This window comes from Microbacterium sp. SD291 (assembly GCF_017355365.1).
Taxonomy (GTDB): Bacteria; Actinomycetota; Actinomycetes; order Actinomycetales; family Microbacteriaceae; genus Microbacterium.
In genome coordinates this window covers 15,245-29,474 of sequence record NZ_JADIJR010000036.1, presented here as the reverse complement: position 1 = coordinate 29,474, position 14,230 = coordinate 15,245, and the positions used below count along the sequence as shown (strand labels likewise).

At 71.2% G+C, this 14,230-nt stretch carries 13 protein-coding genes; 5 read left to right on the top strand and 8 right to left on the bottom strand.

Annotated features, from left to right (window positions below; all coding sequences use genetic code 11):
* On the bottom strand, window positions 1–515 hold a 515-nt coding region (locus IPV10_RS15025), incomplete at its 3' end, for a hypothetical protein (RefSeq protein WP_207485175.1).
* Window positions 516–643: 128 nt separating this feature from the next.
* Between IPV10_RS15025 and IPV10_RS15020 the strand changes: the two genes are divergently transcribed.
* Both IPV10_RS15020 and IPV10_RS15015 read left to right on the top strand, forming a co-directional pair.
* Window positions 644–1,891, top strand: coding sequence for a glycosyltransferase (locus tag IPV10_RS15020; RefSeq protein ID WP_207485173.1), 1,248 nt, complete (start codon window positions 644–646; stop codon window positions 1,889–1,891).
* 11 nt (window positions 1,892–1,902) lie between these two features.
* A complete protein-coding gene (locus IPV10_RS15015) occupies window positions 1,903–3,108 on the top strand; it encodes a glycosyltransferase family 4 protein (protein ID WP_207485171.1) in 1,206 nt (401 codons plus the stop codon).
* Between the two features lie 25 nt (window positions 3,109–3,133).
* Here IPV10_RS15015 and IPV10_RS15010 read toward each other — a convergent pair whose 3' ends face one another.
* Together IPV10_RS15010 and IPV10_RS17235 are read right to left on the bottom strand one after the other, a co-directional pair.
* The gene (locus IPV10_RS15010; protein WP_207485169.1) at window positions 3,134–3,658 is read right to left on the bottom strand and encodes a hypothetical protein; all 525 of its coding nucleotides are present in this window, start codon (window positions 3,656–3,658) and stop codon (window positions 3,134–3,136) included.
* Window positions 3,659–3,689: 31 nt separating this feature from the next.
* A complete protein-coding gene (locus IPV10_RS17235) occupies window positions 3,690–3,821 on the bottom strand; it encodes a hypothetical protein (protein ID WP_278249356.1) in 132 nt (43 codons plus the stop codon).
* Window positions 3,822–3,931: 110 nt separating this feature from the next.
* Here IPV10_RS17235 and IPV10_RS15005 point away from each other — a divergent pair, with 110 nt between their 5' ends.
* The 3 genes from IPV10_RS15005 (at window position 3,932) to IPV10_RS14995 (ending at window position 7,205) form a co-directional block, all read left to right on the top strand.
* Window positions 3,932–4,903: a GlxA family transcriptional regulator gene (locus tag IPV10_RS15005; protein WP_207485167.1), complete on the top strand. Its 972-nt coding sequence runs from the start codon at window positions 3,932–3,934 to the stop codon at window positions 4,901–4,903.
* Window positions 4,904–5,131: 228 nt separating this feature from the next.
* Complete coding sequence (locus IPV10_RS15000; RefSeq protein ID WP_207485165.1) at window positions 5,132–5,650, top strand: nucleoside deaminase; 519 nt, start codon at window positions 5,132–5,134, stop codon at window positions 5,648–5,650.
* 40 nt (window positions 5,651–5,690) lie between these two features.
* On the top strand, window positions 5,691–7,205 hold the full coding sequence (locus IPV10_RS14995) for an NCS2 family permease (protein ID WP_207485163.1): 1,515 nt from the start codon (window positions 5,691–5,693) through the stop codon (window positions 7,203–7,205).
* Window positions 7,206–7,280: 75 nt separating this feature from the next.
* Here the strand turns inward: IPV10_RS14995 and IPV10_RS14990 are convergent, their stop codons facing one another.
* From IPV10_RS14990 to xdhC, 5 genes are all read right to left on the bottom strand, one after another.
* Window positions 7,281–7,973 carry an NTP transferase domain-containing protein gene (locus IPV10_RS14990; protein WP_207485161.1) on the bottom strand — a complete coding sequence of 231 codons (693 nt, stop codon included), beginning with the start codon at window positions 7,971–7,973 and terminating at the stop codon, window positions 7,281–7,283.
* A complete protein-coding gene (locus IPV10_RS14985) occupies window positions 7,970–10,909 on the bottom strand; it encodes a molybdopterin-dependent oxidoreductase (RefSeq protein WP_207485159.1) in 2,940 nt (979 codons plus the stop codon). Before IPV10_RS14985 ends, IPV10_RS14990 begins: the two co-directional genes overlap by 4 nt.
* Window positions 10,906–11,895, bottom strand: a complete 990-nt coding sequence (locus IPV10_RS14980; RefSeq protein ID WP_207485157.1) for an FAD binding domain-containing protein — start codon at window positions 11,893–11,895, stop codon at window positions 10,906–10,908. The genes IPV10_RS14985 and IPV10_RS14980 overlap by 4 nt, the downstream gene beginning before the upstream one ends.
* Window positions 11,886–13,241: an XdhC family protein gene (locus IPV10_RS14975; protein WP_207485155.1), complete on the bottom strand. Its 1,356-nt coding sequence runs from the start codon at window positions 13,239–13,241 to the stop codon at window positions 11,886–11,888. Before IPV10_RS14975 ends, IPV10_RS14980 begins: the two co-directional genes overlap by 10 nt.
* Before the next feature lie 156 nt (window positions 13,242–13,397).
* Entirely contained in the window at window positions 13,398–14,222 is an 825-nt protein-coding gene (gene xdhC / locus IPV10_RS14970) for a xanthine dehydrogenase accessory protein XdhC (protein WP_207485153.1), read from the bottom strand.
* Between the last annotated feature and the right edge of the window lie 8 nt (window positions 14,223–14,230).

The window sequence follows — 14,230 nt, the reverse complement described above, 5'->3', positions numbered from 1 at the left end:
AGGTCGTCCAGCGAGCCGATCAGCGTGCCGAAGCGCTCGCGCTCGCTGCAGACCGCGGTGAGGGTGACCAGGTGCGTCCCGGTGTCCCAGGTGTAGGTCGCGAACGGGGGAGCGGCGGGAGACGGCGGCATCGGAACCAGGAGCCGTTCGCCCCTGCCCAGCCAGCGGCTGGAGAACGACTCGGTGTCGTCGTAGTCCATCGGCATCGACGCGCGCGCGATCCGCACATCGGGGGTCAGGGTCTGCGCCGTCGCCATCGCCACCACGAGCTCCGGGTCGCTCTTCCAGGTCCACGCCAGCACGCGCCCGTCGGCGCGCTTCATGAGCAGCGGTGCCGCCTGGCTCATCGCCCACGCGCCGAGCTTCGACCCTGGGCGCTCGGCCGCGCCGAAGGCCGTGTTCGCCTGCCCCAGCAGCATCCGGATCGCCGCCTTGCGGTGTCGTCGGCCCTTCCAGCCCAGCGAGTCCGTCACGGGGATCCAGAGCCGCGGGTCGGCGTCGGCAGTCAGTCGCATCCCCCCAACGTAGGGCCAGACCCTGAGGGATGCCGGTATGCCTGGGCTGCCCGCGCAGACCCCTCGGGTAGAGTTGCCAGCGCCCGAAAGGGCCTCCCGTGGCCGTTGTACCTTAAGGCAGCTTCTCTGTGACCTCCTCCGACGACCCGAACGATCAGTCGCGCACGCCCGCCGCCGCATCCGCCACCGCGGACCAGGCGGCAGGTCCGCGGCCCCTGCGCATCCTGCTCGGATGCGACACGTTCGCTCCCGACATCAACGGAGCCGCCCGCTTCGCGGAGCGCCTGGCTGCCGGCCTCGTCCAGCGCGGGCACGAGGTGCACATCGTCGCCCCGAACCAGGCCTACCGTCGAGCGAAGCCGCGCACCGAGGTCATCGAGGGCGAGCGGATGACACTGCACCGCCTGCCTTCGATCCGCTGGGTCGCGCACGACTGGATCCGCTTCGTGTGGCCATGGCGCACGAAGCACTACGCCCGCCAGATCCTCGACCAGGTGCAGCCGGACGTCGTCCACATCCAGTCGCACATCATCATCGGACGCGGCCTCGCGCACATCGCGCACGAGCGCGGCATCCCGGTCATCGCGACCAACCACGTGATGGCGGAGAACATCCTCGACCACTCGATCTTCCCCGACTTCGTCGACAACATGGTGCTCACGTACGCCTGGGCCGATGCGAAGCGCACGTTCGACATGACCCGCGCCATCACCACCCCCACGCGCAGGGCCGCCGATTTCCTCGAGCGCACGGTCGCCGTGCAGGGCGTCATCCCGGTGAGCTGCGGCATCGACCGCACCCAGTACACGCCCGTGATCGCCCCGCGCGAGACGAACCGGATCATCTTCGTCGGGCGCCTCACCGCCGAGAAGCAGGTCGAGGTCATCCTCAAGGCGATGACGAAGCTCGACCCTGCGCTGGACGCCACATTCGACATCGTCGGCGGCGGCGACCAGCGCAAGCAGCTCGAGCACCTCACCCGTCAGCTCGGGATCGAGGACCGGGTGGCCTTCCACGGGCGCACCACCGACGAGGAGCTGCGCGCACTGCTCTCGCGCGCCTCGGTGTTCGCGATCGCCTCGATCGCAGAGCTGCAGTCGATCGCGACGATGGAGGCGATGGCCTCGGCCCTCCCGATCGTCGCAGCGGATGCCGTCGCCCTCCCGCACCTCGTGCATGACGGCGAGAACGGCCACCTGTTCGAGCCGGGGAACGTCGATGCGCTCGCGGCGCGCCTGACCGACGTCCTGACGGCATCCCCTGCCGAGTTCGAGCGCATGCAGCGCGCCTCGCTCGACGGCGTCGCGATCCACGACATCAACCGCACGCTCGACACGTTCGAGGCGCTGTACCGCGACGAGCCGCTCCCCGCGTAGGGGCCGACAGCATGCACATCGTCTTCTTCGGGGATCAGCACCTCGACTCGCTCGGCGGTGCGCAGGTGTCGATGCGCCTGCAGCGCGAGTTCCTCGAGCGCGCCGGCCACACGGTGACGGTGGTCGCGCCCAGGATGCACGGACCCCGTGCCTCGGCATCCGGCCCCGCCTCTGTCGACCTCCCGTCGATGCCGATCACGGTGGATCGGGAGTACTCGATGAGCTGGCCCGGCCGCGCCGCCGACCGCTTCCTCGACGCGGCCATGACGCACCGTCCGCCGGTCGACCTCGTGCACGTGCAGGCGGACTTCTGGGGTGCCTTCATCGGCCACCGCTACGCGTCGCGCCACGGCATCCCGGTCGTGCACACCATGCACAACCGCGTCGACGTCGGCATCGCGGCCGTCACGCCGCTGCACCGACCGGTGCTCGCGTTCCTCAACGCCTGGCGCCGCCGTGCGCTGCGCGGGGCAGGCGAGCAGCCGGTGCCAGGGCGCGACGGCTGGGCGTTCCTGCGGGGCCTCGCGGCCGGTGCCGCGGCCGTCACCGCACCGTCGACGCACTTCGCGCGCCGCCTCGAGGAGCACGACGTCTTCTCGCCGGTCGACGTGATCTGGAACGGCATCGACGACGACCTGCGCGCCGCCACCCTCGCGGCGGCTCCCGACCTCCGCGTACCAGGCCGGCCCCGCTTCGTCTGGCTCGGCCGGATGAGCCCGGAGAAGCGGCTGCTCCCGTTCCTCGAGGCGTTCGTCGCCTCCGGGGTCGACGCGGATCTCGAGATCATCGGCGGCGGCGGCCAGCGCGCGGCGGCCGAGAAGATCGTCGCCGCCCTCCCGCACGTGCGCTTCGCGGGCCGCCTCACGTACCCGCAGACGCTCGCCCGGATCGCCGCAGCGGATGCCCTCGTGCAGACGTCGATCGGATTCGAGACGCAGGGGATGACGCCGTTCGAGGCCGCGACCCTCGGCACGCCCTCCGTGATCAGCGACCCCGACATCGCGGCCGAGCTCGGCGGCGGACTGTGGGCGGTCCCCGGCGCCGAGGGCTCGGAGGCGCAGCGCATCAGCGCCCTGAGCGAGACGCTCCGGCTGGCGGCATCCGACATCGCGAACGGGACAGCGCCCGCACCCTCGTACGAGGTCGCCGAGGCGTTCCGGCAGTCGTCGCGCACCGCGGCGATGATCGCGGTCTATCAGCGGGTGCTCGCGCGCTGACGCCCGTGCATGCGGTCGCTGCGGTTCAGATGAAGGAGAACAGCGTCGCCGAGACCAGGTTGAAGACGGTGCCGAGGATGCTGGATCCCGCGATCCCGATCGCGATTCCCGGCAGCAGGTGCGAGCCGGGGCGGCGGATCGCGATCAGCCCGAGGACCAGCGCGACGACGGATCCGGCGAACCCGATCAGGTTGATAACGCCGTTGTAGAGCTCGAAGATCGCCGGCGTGAAGTCCACGGCGCGGTAGACGAACGGCGTCGCGAGGGACATGAGCAGTGTCACGGCGAGAGTGATCAGCGCGACGATGAAGGCCGCGCGTCCCATTCCGTTCGCGCCGCCTGCGGGCGCGGCCGGGTACGGCTGAGCAGCCGGATAGGGCTGGCCGGATGCCGGATAGGACGGGGCGGCCGGGTATCCCTGCGGGGCGCCGTAGGGCTGAGCCGCCGGAGGCTGGGGCGCGATCGGCGGGGTCTGGCCCTGGAACTGACCCTGCGGCTGGCCCTGCGGCTGGGCGTACGGCGGAACAGGAGGCTGCTGCGGCTCGCTCATGCTGTCGAGCGTAGCCCCAGGCAGAGCGTTCTCACCGGGTCTCGTGGCCGGCGACCCGGCTCCAGTCGGTGGACACGGGGCGATAGCCGTCGCGGCGCAGCTCGATGACCGTGGCGACGATTCCCCAGATGCTGAGGGCGATGAGTGCGATGACGAGTATCATGGCAGAAACGCTACGTTCGATGTCTAACCGCCACGAGTGGCAGAAAAGACTATGAGCGTACGAAAACTGCCATGCTTCGACAGGCTCAGCAACCCAGACAGGGAGCGCGCATGAAGACGGTCGCCTGCATCATCCAGGACGGCTTCGCCCCATTCGAGTTCGGAGTCGCCTGCGAGGCGTTCGGCCTCGACCGCGCGGACTCCGGGGTGCCGAATTTCGATTTCCGCGTCGTCGCGCCGCACCCCGGCGCGATCGAGTCGAAGATGGGCTTCTCGGTCAACGTCGAGCACGACCTCTCCTTCGCCTACGAGGCCGATCTCGTGGTCTTCTGCCCGCTTCCTCGCACGTACTGGGACCGCATCGATCCGCTCCTCCTCGACGTCGCTCGCGACGCGGTCGCCCGCGGCGCCTGGGTCATGAGCGTCTGCAGCGGCTCCTTCATTCTCGCCGCCGCCGGCGTGCTCGACGGACGCAGGGCGACGACGCACTGGATGTACTCCGACGTCATGGCCGCGATGTATCCGCAGATCGAGATCGACGCCGATGTGCTGTTCGTGCAGGACGAGCGGATCATCACCAGCGCCGGCACGGCGGCCGGCATCGACGCGTGCCTGCACCTGCTCCGCCAGGAGATCGGCGCCGAGCTCACCAACCGCATCGCCCGGCGCATGGTGGTGCCCCCTCAGCGTGACGGCGGACAGGCGCAGTTCATCGACCGGCCGATCCCCGTCATCCCCAGCGACTCGCTCGCGGCCGTCGCGGACTGGGCCGTCGAGCATCTGCGCGACGACCTCGGGGTCGATCGCCTCGCGTCCCGCGCGCTGATGTCGCCGCGGACCTTCGCCAGGCGGTTCAAGGCCGAGTACGGCGCGACGCCGGCCGCATGGCTCGCACGACAGCGGATCATCCATGCGCAGCGGATGCTGGAGCGCACCGACCTGCCCCTCGAGCAGATCGCCGACGAGTGCGGGTTCGGGTCGGCTGCGGTGCTCCGGCAGAACTTCTCGCGTGTGCTGGGCACGACGCCCACCGCGTATCGATCGCGCTTCTCCTGTGCGGAGGCGGATGCTCCCGCGGCTTGAATCGCCGCCGGATTCGAACTCGGTATACCACAATGTGGAAACAGAATTTCACGCTGACGTAGACGTGCGCGTGCTTCGCTGTTACAGTCGTATCCGGCCACGGTCGACAACGACCCACGGCAAGAAGAAGCAAACCTAGCGGTTCGACGTATATCTCGCGGAACGGCCCGAAGAGGGGCCCGACCCGATAAGCCGTATCACTGCGACGAAAGCAAGGAAGCTCTCCGCATGAACAGCATCAGTGTGCCCGAATCCGATCCGACGGTGACACCGACTCCCGCCGAGTATCTCGCCCGCGCCGTAGCCCTCGCGACGGACAACGTCCGAAACGCCGGCGGTCCTTTCGGGGCGATCGTGGTCGCCCCCGACGGCCAGGTTTTCGAAGGGGTGAACCGGGTCACGGCGAACCTCGACCCCTCGGCCCACGCCGAGGTCACCGCGATCCGCGCCGCCTGTCAGGGCCTCGGCACCTTCGACCTGAGCGGCGCCGTGCTCTACTCGAGCTGCGAGCCCTGCCCGATGTGCCTCGCGACGTCGCTGTGGGCGCGCGTCGACAGGGTGTACTTCGCGGCCGACCGGGACGACGCGGCGGATGCCGGCTTCGACGACGCCGTCTTCTACCGCTACTTCGAGGGCGGCCCCGAGGACCGCCGGATGATGCCGGTCGCTCAGGAGCGACTCGACCCCGAGCAGCGGGTCGCCCCCTTCGCCGAGTGGCAGCACAACGCCGCCCGCATCGACTACTGATCCTCGACTGACACCCGATCCGACTGCAATGGAGCAGAAGATGACTTCAACGACCCCTGTGGGCGACCCCCACGCTGACGACACCACCCGTCGTCCCGAATTCCCGCCCCTTCCCACCGGCGCCACGACGACCGTCGACGCCGAGCCCAAGAACGCGCTCGACCGCTTCTTCGAGATCACCCGGCGCGGCTCGACCTTCGCCAGGGAGATCCGCGGCGGCATCGTCACGTTCGTCACGATGGCGTACATCGTGATCCTCAATCCGCTGATCCTCGGCGGAGCGCCCGACGTCCTCGGCAACACGCTCTCCGGCGCGCAGCTGAGCGCCGCGACCGGCCTCACCGCCGGCGTGATGACCATCATGTTCGGGCTGGTCGCCCGGCTGCCGTTCGCGCTCGCCGCGGGACTCGGCATCAACTCGTTCCTCGCCGTGTCCGTCGTCGGTCAGGTCACCTGGCCGGAGGCCATGGGGCTCGTGGTGATCAACGGCCTCCTGATCGTGCTCTTCGGCGCCACCGGCATCCGGACCGCGATCTTCAACGCCGTCCCGGCGCCGCTGAAGGCCGCGATCACGGTCGGCATCGGCCTGTTCATCGCCTTCATCGGCTTCGTGGACTCCGGCTTCGTCAGCCGCACGGCCGGCGGCCCTCCGGTGCAGCTGGGTGACGCGGGCTCCATCACCTCGATCCCGACGCTCATCTTCGTGATCGGCCTGGTGCTGATCGGCGTCCTGGTCGCGCGGCGCGTGCCGGGCGGCATCCTGATCGGGATCGTCGTCGCGACCGTCATCGCGATCATCGCGCAGGCCATCTTCAAGCTCGGCCCGGCCTTCGAGAGCCCCGGCGGCTGGCACATGACCATCCCGGAGATCCCGACCGCGCTGGTGACCATCCCGGACTTCGGCCTGATCGGCCAGTTCGACCTGTTCGGATCGTTCAGCCGGATCGGCGCGCTGTCGGCGACGATGCTCGTCTTCACCCTCGTGTTCTCGAACTTCTTCGACGCGATGGGCACCATGACGGGCCTGGCGAAGAACGCGGGCCTCGCGTACAAGGACGGCACGTTCCCGCGGCTGCGTTCGGCCTTCGTGGTCGAGGGTCTCGGCGCAGTGGCGGGAGGCGCGACGTCGACCTCGTCGAACACGGTGTACGTCGACAGCGCATCCGGCATCGGTGAAGGCGCCCGCACGGGTCTCGCCTCGGTCGTGGTCGGCGTGCTGTTCCTGCTCTCGATGTTCTTCACGCCGCTGACCCTCGTCGTGCCGATCGAGGTCGGCTCGGCCGCCCTGGTGGTCGTCGGCGCGATGATGATGGCGCAGGTCAAGGAGATCAAGTTCACGAACTTCGCGGTCGCCCTCCCGGCGTTCCTCACGATCGTGACGATGCCGCTGACGTACTCGATCGCGAACGGCATCGGCGTCGGCTTCGTCTCCTGGGCGCTCGTGAACGCGCTCTCCGGACGCGCTCGCAAGGTGCACTGGCTGATGTGGATCGTCGCGGCGGGCTTCGCGCTCTATTTCGTGCGGGGGCCGATCGAGACGATGCTCGCCGGCTGAGTCTCGGACGACGTGCGGGCCCCCGGTCTTCGGACCGGGGGCCCGTTGCCGCTTCCCGGGCCGCCGGGAGATCGGTCAGGCGGGCCGGCGTGAGGCGCACTGCGGCCAGGCGCGCAGGTCGGCGGGCTCGTCGATGTCGGCGCCGCTGCCGAGATCGCCGCATTCGACGTCGTCGACGAGGTGCGGATGCCGGGAGATCCAGGCGCGTGCGCCGGCATCCCCTTCGGCGAGTGCGGCAGCGGAGAGCAGATCGCGGATGCCGAACACGACCGGGTTCCCGGGCACGCCGTTCCACGCCGCGCGTGCGACCCGGCCGGGGGCGCGGGCATCCAGGAGGCGGCGGATCACATGCTCGTCGACGCCGGGCTGATCCACGAGCAGCACGATCACCGAGTGCGGCGGGGAGGATGGCGCGGCCGGCGGCGACGGATCGCGGAGGCGATGACGGATCTCGGAGGGATCGGCCGGAGAAGTCCGCGGATCGTCACCGGCTCCGCGAATCGTCCGCACCGCGGCGCGCAGGGATGCCGACATCCCCAGGTGTGCGTCGTGCACGTCGACCACCGACGGGCATTCGATCTCGAGCCACCGCCGGATCTCACCCGCCCGCGGCCCGACGGCGACAGTGACGGTGCATCCCGCGAGGGCTGCCGCCCGGGCAGCCCTCGTCACCAGCACTTCATCGCCCCACGGCAGCAGGGCCTTCGGGCCGCGTCCGAGCCGGGTGCCGCTGCCCGCGGCGAGCACGATCGCGTGCGCGGTGCTCATCGGGGAGCCAGGGCGGGGGTGCGCCGGGCGGCGCCCGGTCGATCCACGGCTCCCGATCCGCCTGCGGCATGCGGATCGCCCGTGGCATCCCGATCGCCGGCGCCTCCCGGTCCGGCGACAGCATCCGCATCCGCAGCTCCATCCCGCTCCAGGATGGCGGCGTGGATGCGGTCGCGGGTGAACGGCGTGACGGTCATCCGGATGCCGGTCGCATCCCGGATCGCCGACGCCAGCGCGGGCGCCACCGGGTTGAACGGCGACTCGCTCATCGACTTCGCCCCGAGCGGGCCGAGCACGTCGGAGGTCTGCGCGAACCGCACCTCGGAGCGCGGGATGTCGGCGAACGTCGGCACGTGGTACTGCCGCAGGATGTCGGAGGTCACGACGCCCCTCTCGTCCACGCGGACCTCCTCGTGCAGTGCGGCGCCGAGCGCCTGGGCGATGCCGCCCTCGACCTGCCCGCGGCACTGCTCCGGATTCACGACGACCCCGGCGTCCGCGGCGTGGATCGAGCGGAGGATGCGCAGCTCGCCCGTGCCCTCGTCGATCGCCACGCGGAAGCCCTGCACGTTGAACGCCACCGATCGCGGGGTGCCGCCCCAGTATCCGGTCGCCTCGAGCGGCTCACCGGCGCGCGCGGCATCCGCGGCGAGTTCGCGCAGCGACACCGACTGCCCGCCGCGCACGACTCGTTCGCCGATCAGCAGGCACTCCTCGATCGGGGCCTCGAGCAGTACGGCGGCGCGGGTGCGCAGGAGCTCGGCGAGCGCGGTGGCCGCGGCATGTGTCGCACGGCCGGCCACGACAGTGCCGGTGGACCCGAAGGCCCCGGTGTCGTGCGGCACGAGGTCGGAGTCGGCCTGGCGCAGCCGGATGCGGCGGGTGCGCGTCTGCAGCACGGTGGCGGCGATCTGCTGGTGCACCGTGGAGGTGCCGTTGCCGAACTCGGCTGTGCCGACGTCGAGGGTGAACGCGCCGTCGGCATCCAGCCGGATCGCCGCGTGCGCGTGGTGGCCGCGCGGCGGCACGGTCGCGATCATGGCGACGGCGGATCCCTCGCCGACCCGCCATCCGGGTCCGAGCGCGAGCGCGTCGGCATCCCTGTCCCTGGCCAGCGCGTCCTTCACGATCGTGACGCACTCGTCGAGCCCGTAACTGCCGATGATCAGGTCGGGCTCCTCGCGCGCCGCGATCATCGCGTCGTCGGGGCCGATCAGGTTCTTCCGGCGGAAGTCGAGAGGGTCGAAGCCGAGGCGTCGTGCCAGCTCGTCGACCGTCGACTCGATCGCGAAGATCATCTGGCTGAGGCCGTAGCCGCGGAACGCGCCGGACGGGATCGTGTTCGTGTACACGACGTCGGCGTCGATCTTCTTCGCCGCCGCCCGGTACACGGCGATCGACTCGCCCACCCCGTGGAACATGACGCCGGGGCCGTGGTTGCCGTAGGCGCCGGTGTTCGAGCGCACGTCGACGCCGATGCCGGTGATCGTGCCGTCTGCGGTGGCGCCCATGCGTACGCGCATCCGGAACGGGTGCCGCACGGTCGTGGCCGTCAGCACCTCCTTGCGGGAGAATTCCAGGCGCACCGGGCGCCCCGTGGCCATCGTCGCGAGCAGCGCGAGGTCTTCCGTGAGCATCTCCTGCTTGCCGCCGAAGCCGCCGCCGACCCGGGCGGCGTACACCCGGATGTCGTCCTTCGGGATGCCGAAGACGCGCGCCAGCGTGCGCCGCACCAGGAACGGGACCTGCGTGCTGCTGCGCACGACGTACCGGCCGTCGGCGTCCTGCCAGGCGATCGAGCCGTGCGTCTCCAGCGCCGTGTGGGACACGCGATGGGTGTGGAAGGTCCGCTCCTCGACCATGTCCGAGTCGGCCAGCGCCGCCGCGAGATCGCCGACCTCGGAGTGCAGTTCCATCACGACGTTGCTGTCGCCGTGCAGCACCGGAGTGCCAGGGTGGTCGGCGATCTCCGGGTCGGTGTTCGCCGCCAGGATCTCGTACTCGACCTCGACCAGGCGCGCGGCACGGTCGGCGGCGCGCTGCGACTCGGCGACGACCAGGGCGACGCGCTGCCCGACGAAGCGGACGCGCTCGTCGAACACCTGAGTGTCGTCGGGATCGTCGGCGGCGAGCTCGTGCTGGGCGGTGGAGAAGAGGGTCGCGGGGGAGTCCTCGCGGGTCAGCACCCGCACGACGCCCGGCGCGGCGAGGGCGCGGGAGGCGTCGATCCGCACGACGCGGGCGTGCGCGTGCGGGCTGCGCACCACGGTCGCGAACAGCAGCGGCGCCGGCAGCTCGGCGGGGTCGACGTCCATGGTGTACTCGACGGTGCCGGTGACCACGCCGATCGCCGCCGGGGTGCCGGTCGCGTGGCCGACGCCGCCGGCACGGTCGTCGATGTTCACGCGCCCGTGGACTGCGTCCTCGATGCTCCGGTAGCCCGTGCACCGGCAGATGTTCCCCTTGAGGGTGCGCCCGAGGTCCTGCTCCGCGCCCTCCGGCATCGAGGCCACGGTGCAGACCATGCCCGCGGTGCAGAACCCGCACTGGAACCCGGCTGCCCGGCGGAACTGCTCCTGCACGGGATGCGGATGCTCGGGAGTGCCGAGTCCCTGCACCGTGACGATCTCGCGACCGGAGGCGCGGTGCGCGGGATACACGCAGCTGTGCACGGCCTCGCCGTCGACGATCACGGTGCATGCGCCGCAGTCGCCTCCGTCGCAGCCCTTCTTCACGCCGTGCGAGCCCTGGTCGCGGAGCCAGGTGCGCAGGCACTGCCCCGGCTCGGGGGAGAGGGCGACGGTGCGCCCGTCGAGGGTCGCGGTCGGCCCGCCGGCGCGTGCGCAGGCGTGCTCGGCGGCCCGGGGATGCGCGGTGGTCTCGGGATGCCCGGTGGTCTCGGGGTGCTCGGTGGTCTCGGGATGCTCGGTGGTCATGATGCGCTCCTCTCGATCCGCAGATCGCCGGTGATCCTGCCGATCGCGTCGTCGACGCCGGTGGCGATGCCCGGCAGGAGCTCGGCGAGGATCTCGTCGCCGAGCCGGTGCGTCATCCGTCGTCGCCAGGCAGGGTCGCCGTGGATGTCGTCGTACCAGCGGCCCGAGGCCGCATCGATCGCGGTGCGCCAGGCGCCGGCATCCGCACGCACGGCGCTGCCGGCGCCGACACCAGCGCCGACACCAGTGTCCGTGCCGGCATCCGCACTGAAGTCGAGCACGACCGGCCGGAACGTGGATGCCGTCACCGTCAGCCGTGCGCTCCGCTCCGAGGTGCGCCGGCCGATCACGAGCGCGGCCGAGCGGCCGCGCTCGGTGAGCGAGATCCGCCGGAACGCGGGCCGGTCGCGCAGCGAGCGCACGGGAACGCGGAAGCTGCGGATCAGCTCGCCGTCGCCGAGCCTGGCGCGCGTCGGGCCGGCGATCAGATCGGCCACCCGCATCCGCCTGCTCGTCCCGTCCGGTCGGAGGATCAGCGCCGTCGCATCCCACGCCGTGAGCAGCGAGATCATCGGACCTGCGGGGAGCGCCGTCGCCACGTTGCCGCCCACCGTCGACATGTGCCAGATCTTCCACGAGGCGACGAACGAGTCGCAGGCCGGCGGGATCAGGTCGAGGCCGGGCAGCTCGGCGCGCGGGATGCCGCCGGGAGCATCCTCGTCGGCGAGGGCACGCAGGTCGGCGATCCGGCAGGTGGCCGCGATCTCGAGCGTCATCCTGCCGTCGGACCCTTCGACGGGCTCAGGGACCCAGCGAATGTGCTCCCACCCGGCGCCGGTGATGTCGAGCAGGCGCGACGGGGCGCCGCGGGTGATGTCGGTGCCGTAGGAGAAGATCACGGTGCCGCCGGCCAGCCAGGAGTCACCCGGACGCCACTCGCCGGGGTCGGCGCACATCAGCACCTCGTCGACGCTCGTCACATCCATGCGACGGCCTCCTTCACTGGTGCGGGTGCCGATGCACGGACGGATGCGGATGCAGGGACGGCCGCGGGTTCGGGCGCGCACACGCGGCGGGCGTCGTGCACGTCGCCCGCGGTGTCGCGCAGCATCCGATGCGGTTGCCGCGTGCGTCCGGCACTCGCGCGGGCCGTGCTCTCGACCAGGATCAGCTCGGCGAGGATCGACACCGCGACCTCGGCGGGGGTGCGCGCGCCGAGGTCCAGGCCGATAGGCGAGTGCAGGCGGGTGAGGTGGCCCTCGCTCAGTCCGCCCGCACGCAGCTCCTGCATCCGCTTCTCGTGGGTGACGCGCGAGCCCATCGCTCCCACGTAGGCGAGACCGGCCCGCAGCGCGCGGTCGAGCACCGGAAGGTCGAACCGGGGGTCGTGGGTGAGCACCACGACCGCGGTGCGCGCGTCGATCCGGCCGGCGTCGAGCTCCTGCGCGAAGTGCTTCGCCGGGTGCGCGAGCACGACCTCGTGCGCGCCGGGATGGCGAGAGCGCGTGGCGAACACCGGGCGGGCGTCGCAGACCGTGACGTGCCGTCCGAGCGCGGCCGCGGCCTGCGCCAGCGCGGCGGAGAAGTCGTTCGCGCCGTAGATCACCAGCCGTGCCGGCTCTGCGGTCGACTCGACCAGCAGGCGCCGCACGACCGGGCACTCCGGCAGCGAGCGGTCGGTGATGTCGAAGACGTGGGTGCCGCCGGCGGCGAGGGCGGCGCGCACCCGATCGGCGGCGTGGCCGGCCGCGAGCACGACCTCGGCGGGCGGCTCGGCGTCGTCGAACGCGGCGCACAGCGCGTCGGAGCGGAGCGGGGCGGGGGAGGCGGCGAAGACCGACCCGGCGGATGCGTCGGACAGAGGGAGGTCGCGCACGAGGTGCCGGGTCGCGGGGGCGGCCGCGTGCTCGCCGTGCCCGTGCGAGGTCGAATACGCATCGGAGCTCGGGTGCGGGGTCATATGTGCATCGGAGATCGTCGCCGAGGGTGCCTTTTCGACCCCGCGCGCGGCTGCGGGCATCGTCCGCACCGGCTGCACCAGCACGCGCACGTCGCCGCCGCACATCAGCCCGATCGAGATGCCGTCGTCGTCGGCGTAGCCGAAGGAGTGCAGCTCGACAGCGCCGGTCTCCAGGCTCCCGAGTGCCGCATCCACCACCGCGCCCTCGACGCAGCCGCCCGAGACCGAGCCGATCGTGCGACCGTCGTCGCGCACGGCCATTGACGTGCCGGCCGGGCGCGGGACGGAGCCGGACACCTCGACGATGGTCGCGATGGCCCAGCGCTGCGGTTCGGCGAAGCATTCCGCGTACTCTGGGGAACGGTCGAGCATGGCACACCTCCGGGATCACAATCCGCGGCGACTTCGCCGCGGGGATGCCCGGTAGATGGTTGTGGAAACCCGCCTAGGCCTGCACAGCATTCTAGACGTCCGTATCCTGGATATCAAGTTCCATTTTGCGGAACTGCGAGAGCGGGGATGTCGGAATCAGTCCGCCGCGGCCTCGTCGATCAGCTGCAGCATCCGCGCAGCCACGCTCACCGCGATCGCGGCCGGCTGCTTGCCGGCGACCTCGGGGATGCCGATGGGCGTGGTGACCCTGGCGAGGTCGGCATCCTTCTGCCCGAGCTCGCCGAGCTTCTTCCGGAACCGCGCCCACTTCGAGGCGGAGCCGATCAGGCCGATCGAGCCGAGACCAGGAGTCCGCAGGGCCATGTCGACGACCGCGAGGTCCTCGACGTGATCGTGCGTCATCACCAGGACGTGCGCGCCGCTCGGCAGCGCGGCCAGCGCCGACTCGGGCACCGGCGTGTGCGTCACGTGCACCCGGGCGACGGCGTCGGAGAGGACGCCGCTGCGACCCGGCTCGCCGATCCGCTCGCCGGACAGCATCGCCGGCCGCGAGTCGATCAGGTGCAGCTCCATCTCGTGGCGCGACAGGATCCGCGCGAGCTCCAGGCCCACGTGACCGACGCCGAAGATCGCGACGACCGGGACGACCCGCATCGGCTCGAGCATCATGGTGACCTCTCCTCCGCAGCACTGCACGCCGTACTCGGTCGTCACCTTGTCGCTCAGGGTGAGCGTCAGCAGCTCGGGCTCCGCGGCGCCGGCCGTGAGCATCTCCCGGGCGCGTTCGATCGCGGTCTCCTCGAGATTGCCGCCGCCGACGGTGCCGAACACCGAAGACGGCGCGACGACCATCTTCGCCCCGCCGTTGCGCGGTGCATGCCCCCGTACCACGGCGAGCGTCACGACGACGGCCGGCGTGCGCGCGGCGCGCAGCGCCTGCAGTGCGTCGAGCCAGTCCATGAGCGGCC

What these genes read in the sequence shown, in the direction of transcription:
- IPV10_RS15015 (WP_207485171.1), top strand. Translation starts at nt 1,903, where the DNA reads ATGCACATCGTCTTCTTCGGGGATCAGCACCTCGACTCGCTCGGCGGT.
- IPV10_RS15010 (WP_207485169.1), bottom strand. Translation starts at nt 3,658, where the DNA reads ATGAGCGAGCCGCAGCAGCCTCCTGTTCCGCCGTACGCCCAGCCGCAG.
- IPV10_RS17235 (WP_278249356.1), bottom strand. Translation starts at nt 3,821, where the DNA reads ATGATACTCGTCATCGCACTCATCGCCCTCAGCATCTGGGGAATCGTC.
- IPV10_RS15005 (WP_207485167.1), top strand. Translation starts at nt 3,932, where the DNA reads ATGAAGACGGTCGCCTGCATCATCCAGGACGGCTTCGCCCCATTCGAG.
- IPV10_RS15000 (WP_207485165.1), top strand. Translation starts at nt 5,132, where the DNA reads ATGAACAGCATCAGTGTGCCCGAATCCGATCCGACGGTGACACCGACT.
- IPV10_RS14995 (WP_207485163.1), top strand. Translation starts at nt 5,691, where the DNA reads ATGACTTCAACGACCCCTGTGGGCGACCCCCACGCTGACGACACCACC.
- IPV10_RS14990 (WP_207485161.1), bottom strand. Translation starts at nt 7,973, where the DNA reads ATGAGCACCGCGCACGCGATCGTGCTCGCCGCGGGCAGCGGCACCCGG.
- IPV10_RS14985 (WP_207485159.1), bottom strand. Translation starts at nt 10,909, where the DNA reads ATGACCACCGAGCATCCCGAGACCACCGAGCACCCCGAGACCACCGGG.
- IPV10_RS14980 (WP_207485157.1), bottom strand. Translation starts at nt 11,895, where the DNA reads ATGGATGTGACGAGCGTCGACGAGGTGCTGATGTGCGCCGACCCCGGC.
- IPV10_RS14975 (WP_207485155.1), bottom strand. Translation starts at nt 13,241, where the DNA reads ATGCTCGACCGTTCCCCAGAGTACGCGGAATGCTTCGCCGAACCGCAG.
- xdhC (WP_207485153.1), bottom strand. Translation starts at nt 14,222, where the DNA reads ATGGACTGGCTCGACGCACTGCAGGCGCTGCGCGCCGCGCGCACGCCG.